General features: G+C 68.5%; 5 protein-coding genes. All 5 read left to right on the top strand.

Features of this window, described 5'->3' with window-relative positions:
* A partial coding sequence (locus tag ACI38Z_RS01500; RefSeq protein WP_439788418.1) for a CCCH zinc finger protein occupies window positions 1–259 on the top strand: 259 nt, incomplete at its 5' end.
* A 54-nt stretch (window positions 260–313) separates the two neighbouring features.
* Window positions 314–2,950 carry a translation initiation factor IF-2 gene (gene infB / locus ACI38Z_RS01505; protein WP_439788419.1) on the top strand — a complete coding sequence of 879 codons (2,637 nt, stop codon included), beginning with the start codon at window positions 314–316 and terminating at the stop codon, window positions 2,948–2,950.
* Window positions 2,951–2,954: 4 nt separating this feature from the next.
* Window positions 2,955–3,377, top strand: a complete 423-nt coding sequence (gene rbfA, locus ACI38Z_RS01510) for a 30S ribosome-binding factor RbfA (RefSeq protein ID WP_439788420.1) — start codon at window positions 2,955–2,957, stop codon at window positions 3,375–3,377.
* A 7-nt stretch (window positions 3,378–3,384) separates the two neighbouring features.
* Window positions 3,385–4,494 (top strand): DHH family phosphoesterase, encoded by a 1,110-nt coding sequence (locus tag ACI38Z_RS01515; RefSeq protein WP_439788421.1) that lies wholly within the window; start codon window positions 3,385–3,387, stop codon window positions 4,492–4,494.
* A partial coding sequence (gene truB, locus ACI38Z_RS01520; RefSeq protein WP_439788422.1) for a tRNA pseudouridine(55) synthase TruB occupies window positions 4,491–5,440 on the top strand: 950 nt, incomplete at its 3' end. The genes ACI38Z_RS01515 and truB, both read left to right, overlap by 4 nt.

Consider the following 5,440-nt stretch of genomic DNA (forward strand, 5'->3'; position numbering starts at 1 on the left):
CGCCCGACTCGCCGCGAGGCTCACGGGCATGCACATCGACATCAAGAACGAGTCCCTGGCCCGCGAGGTCATGCGCGAGATGCCGAAGGAGGTCGAGCTTCCCGCCGAGGAGGGCGAGCACCGCTGCGAGTACACCGGTCCGACCGGCATCCAGTGCCGCAACATGGCGCGTCCGGGCTCTCGCTACTGTGGCATCCACGAGCAGCTCGCCAAGTACGCCGACACCGACGTGTCCGACGATCCCGACTCCCTGATCTAGCCGCGAGTCGAAGTTATACGAACGTATCCCGTCCCGTCATGGAAGGTTGGTTTTATGGCAAAGACCCGCGTGCATGATCTAGCCAAGGAATATGGAATGACCAGCAAGGAGATGCTCGGCCACCTCGCGGAGATGAAGATCCCCGCCAAGTCGCCCTCCTCCACGCTGGAGGACGCCTACGTGTCCATCATCCGCAAGAAGCTGAAGCCGATCCTCGAGGCGCGCGCCGCCGAGATCGAGGCCCAGAAGAAGGCGGAGGCCGAGGCCCAGGCGGCCATCGAGCGCGAGAAGCACGAGAAGGCCGAGAAGGAGCGCCTCGAGGCGGAGAAGCGCCGCAAGGAGGAGCGAGCCGAGGAGGAGCGCCGTCGCGCCGCCGAGGAGGCCGCGCGCAAGAAGGCCGAGGAGAAGCGCCTTGCGGAGGAGAAGCGCCGCAAGGAGGAAGAGGAGCGCAACCGCGTGCACGACAACGCCCCCAAGTCCATCCCCTCGTTCGCGAGCCTGCTCGACCAGATTGCCCAGCAGGAGGTCGTCCTCAAGGAGCAGGCCGAGGAGCAGGCGAAGAAGAAGGAGGAGAGCCGCGGGCAGCGCAGGGACCGCCGCGACAGGAACGAGTCCTCGACGCCGCACCGCACGTCCCGCACCAGGGTCTCCGCACCGGAGCCCGAGATGGAGAGCGAGGGCGAGCACGGCGGCAAGGGCCGTGGCAAGGGCCGCAAGAACCAGCGTAGGAGCGGTCAGAACGAGGACCGCTACAGCCGCATGGCGCGCGAGGCGCAGGAGTACAACCAGGTGCTCGAGGAGGCGCGCGAGGCCGTCGAGGAGGCGACCCGCGAGTCCACCGGCAGGCGCAAGAAGCGCAAGGAGCGCAGGAAGAAGCAGCAGGCGGAGAAGGCCGAGGAGAAGCGCATCGAGGAGGCCATCGCTAACGACCAGGACCTCTCGCAGCTCGACACGGTGAAGGTCCCGCAGGGTGCCACCGTCTCCGAGCTCGCCGACCTTCTCGGCGTACCCGCCAACGACATCATCAAGAGGCTGTTCCTGCTCGGCACGCCGCTCACGGTGACCGAGTCCATGTCCGACGACCTCATCGAGCTCGTCGCGGACGACCTCGGCCGTGACATCAAGATCATGACCAAGGAGGAGGAGAACTCCTTCTCGTTCTACGACGACCCGAAGGACCTGAAGCCGCGTCCGCCCGTCGTGACCGTCATGGGCCACGTCGACCACGGCAAGACGTCCCTCCTGGACGCCATTCGCCACACCGGCGTCGCCGAGGGCGAGGCCGGCGGCATCACGCAGGCCATCGGCGCGTCCCAGGTGCAGATCAACGGTCGCACGATCACGTTCATCGACACGCCGGGCCACGAGACGTTCACGGCCATGCGTGCCCGTGGCGCCAAGGTGACCGACATCGTCATCCTGATCGTCGCGGCCGACGACGGCGTCATGCCGCAGACGGTCGAGTCAATCAACCACGCCAAGGCTGCGAACGTGCCCATCATCGTGGCCGTCAACAAGATCGACAAGCCCGGTGCCGACCCGCAGAGGGTGCGCCAGGAGCTGACCGAGTACGGCATCATCCCCGAGGAGTGGGGCGGACAGAACATGTTCGTCGACATCTCCGCGAAGAAGCACATCGGCATCGACGACCTGCTCGAGGCCGTCCTGCTCGAGGCCGACGTGCTCGAGCTCAAGGCGAACCCCGACACGTTCGCGTCGGGCAACGTCCTCGAGGCCAAGCTCGACCGCGGCCGCGGTTCCGTCGCGACGCTGCTCGTGAACCGCGGAACGCTGCGCGTGGGCGACGCCATCGTCGCGGGCATGTCCTACGGCAAGATCCGCGCCATGATCGACTCGCACGGCAACAACGTGAAGGAGGCCACGCCCTCGACCCCGGTCGAGGTCCTCGGCCTGCAGAGCGTCCCCATGGCCGGCGACGAGTTCCGCGTCTTCCAGGACGAGCGCGAGGCGCGCAGCCTTGCCGACGAGCGCGCCCTCAAGGCCCGCATCGAGGAGCAGAACAAGGTCAAGCACGTCACGCTCGAGAACCTCTTCGACACCATGGCCGACGCCGAGGTGAAGGAGCTCAACCTCATCATCAAGGCGGACGTCCAGGGCTCGATCGAGGCCCTGCAGGACTCGCTGGACAAGATGGACCAGTCCGAGGTGCGCATCAACACGATCCACTCCGCCGTCGGCGCCATCACGGAGACCGACGTCACGCTCGCGGACGCGTCGAACGCCATCATCATCGGCTTCGGCGTGCGTCCGGATGCGAAGGCCCGCGCGGCCGCGGAGCGCGAGGGCGTCGAGATCCGCACGTACAGCGTCATCTACAAGGCGATCGAGGACATCGACGCCGCGCGCATCGGCATGCTCAAGCCCACCGAGGAGGAGGTGCAGACCGCGTCCATCGAGGTCCGCAACACCTTCAAGGTGCCGAAGGTCGGCATCGCCGCCGGCTGCATGGTCCAGGAGGGCGAGGTCACGAACACCGACCTCTGCAGGCTCGTCCGCGACGGCATCGTGGTGTACGAGGGCAAGCTCGCGTCGCTGCGCCGCTACAAGGATGACGTCAAGTCCGTCAAGGCGGGCTACGAGTGCGGCATTGGCCTCGACAACTTCCAGGACATCCACGTGGGCGACGTCATCGAGACGTACCGCATCGAGGAAGTAGCACGTACGGAGTAGGAACATGAAGCAGAACCAGAATTCCCGTCGCACGAACAACCTCGCGCGCGAGAAGCTCGCAAACATCCTTCTGTTCGAGGTGTCCGACCCGGACCTCGCGCTCGTGACCCTCACGGGCGTGGAGGTCTCGGTCGACAAGTCGGTGCTCAAGGCGTACGTCAGCTGCGACAGGGACCGCTACGAGGCGGTCTCAGCCGCGCTGGAGCGCGCCAAGGGCCGCATCCGCAGCCTGCTGGGCCACGCGCTCGGCTGGCGCGTGACGCCCGAGCTCATCTTCCAGATCGACGAGACGGCGGACGAGGCCGAGCGCATCGCCCTCGCCCTCGAGAACGTGCCGCCCACGCTCTCGGTCGAGAAGGACGAGTTCGGCTACCCGGTGGCCGAAGACGACGATGACGCCGACGAGAAGGACGAGGGGGTCGAGTAGCACAGCCATGGACGTCCGCCAGAATCCCGAGCAGGAGAGGCGCTTCTCTCGCATAGCGAAGCTCATCGAGGGAAGCCAGACCATAGCCATATGCGCCCACACGAGCCCGGACGGAGACGCCCTGGGCTCGACCCTGGGGCTGCGGCAGGTGATCTTGAGCCGGTGGCCGCACAAGAGCGTCGTGGGGCTCCTGGCCGACGCGGACGCCGTGCCACGGATCTACGCGTACCTGCCGGGAAGCGGCGAGCTCGTCCACGCGCGCGACTACGAGGGCACGCCCGACCTCTTCGTGAGCGTCGACCTCTCCGTGGCGCAGAGGCTGAACGACGCGGAGCAGGTCATGCGCCGCTCGCGAAGGACGGCCATCATCGACCACCATCCCTGCGACGACCCCTACGCGGACGAGAGCCTGATCAGGCCCGAGGCCGCCGCCACGGGCGTCCTCGTGGCGGAGTTCGCGCTGCACCTGGGCGTGGACGTAACGCCTGACATAGCGCGCTGCCTGTACTGCGCCATCGCTACGGACACGGGGCGCTTCCCGTACCAGAACGCGGACCCGGAGTCGTTCTCGGTCGCGTCGCTCCTGGTGGACGCCGGCGCCTCGCCGTCCGAGCTCTCGCTCAACGTGTACCAGAACTTTTCGCTCTCGTTCCTGCACCTCGAGGCGCTGGTCATGGGCCGCATCACGACCTTCGCCTCCGGCAAGATAACCTACAGCTACGCCACGGCGGCCGACCTCGAGCGCACGGGCGCGAGCCTGGACGAGTGCGACGGCCTCGTGGACGTGGTGAGGAGCGTGTCGGGTTCCGAGGTCGCGCTCTTCCTGAAGGAGGTGCCGGGCGGCAAGGTGCGCGGCAACCTCCGCTCCAAGACGGACAAGGACGTCTCGGGCATCGCCCGCAGGCTCGGCGGCGGCGGCCACAAGGCCGCGGCCGGCTTCACGTACGAGGGCGACATCGACCAGGCCCTGGCGGCGGTGCTGCCGCCGCTGAGGTCGCTCTTCGAGTACGTCGACCCCGACGGCACCATCATCGGCGAGCGGCTGGACCCCGGCCTCATAGCCGCGGACCGCGCGCGTCGCGCGGGCGGCAACGCAACGGGCCGGGTGAGGGCGTGAGGCGCGGCCAGAGCGGGATCAACTGCCTGCTGGCCATAGACAAGCCCGTGGGCATGAGCAGCCACGACGTGGTTAACCACGTGCGCCGTGCGCTGGGCGAGAGGCGCGTCGGCCATGCCGGCACGCTCGACCCGCTCGCCTCCGGCGTGCTCGTGGTGGGCGTGGGCCAGGGCACGAGGCTCATGGGCATGCTCACGGCCGACGCCAAGTCGTACGTGGCGCGCATCGCCTTTGGCACGCAGACCACGACGGACGACGCGGAGGGCGAGCCCGTGCTGGAGCTGCCGGCTCCCGAGCGCGTGCTCGACCGTGCGTTCGCGGCCGAGGCCGTTTCCTCGCTCGAGGGGGAGGCCGACCAGGTGCCGCCGTCCTTCTCGGCCATATCCGTGGATGGCGTCCGCGCGTACGACCGTGCGCGCAGGGGCGAGAAGGTCGAGCTCAAGAGCCGCCACGTCACCATCGCGCAGGCGGTCCTCCTCGACGTCGTGGCCGACGGGCCGTCGGGCCAGCCGTGCTGGGACTGCGCGTTCGTGGTCTCGAAGGGGACGTACGTGCGCAGCATCGCGCGCGACCTGGGTACGTCGCTCGGGAGCGCTGCGCACCTGGTGGCGCTCAGGCGCACGGCGTCCGGCGCCGTGGGCCTGGGGGACTGCGTCAGCCTGGACGAGCTCGAGGCCGAGGGTCAGGCCATGCTGGCAAGGGCGGCGCTCGACCCCGTCGCGAAGCTCGGGCTGCCCGGCCGCGAGCTCACCGCGCAGGAGGCGGCGGACGCGGCCTGCGGCAAGCCCATCGCCTGCGGCGACGCCGCGGTGCCCGAGGGCGGTCGCGTGTGCCTGACGCACGAGGGGCGCCTGGTGGGCGTCTGGTCCCGCGAGGGAAGGCGCCTGAGGTGCGACGTCAACTTCCCGGCGGGAAAACCGCCGTTCGACGTGCTGACGGACTTCGC

The organism is Parafannyhessea sp. (assembly GCF_051876455.1).
Taxonomy (GTDB): domain Bacteria; phylum Actinomycetota; class Coriobacteriia; order Coriobacteriales; family Atopobiaceae; genus Parafannyhessea.

What these genes read in the sequence shown, in the direction of transcription:
- ACI38Z_RS01515 (WP_439788421.1), top strand. Translation starts at nt 3,385, where the DNA reads ATGGACGTCCGCCAGAATCCCGAGCAGGAGAGGCGCTTCTCTCGCATA.
- infB (WP_439788419.1), top strand. Translation starts at nt 314, where the DNA reads ATGGCAAAGACCCGCGTGCATGATCTAGCCAAGGAATATGGAATGACC.
- rbfA (WP_439788420.1), top strand. Translation starts at nt 2,955, where the DNA reads ATGAAGCAGAACCAGAATTCCCGTCGCACGAACAACCTCGCGCGCGAG.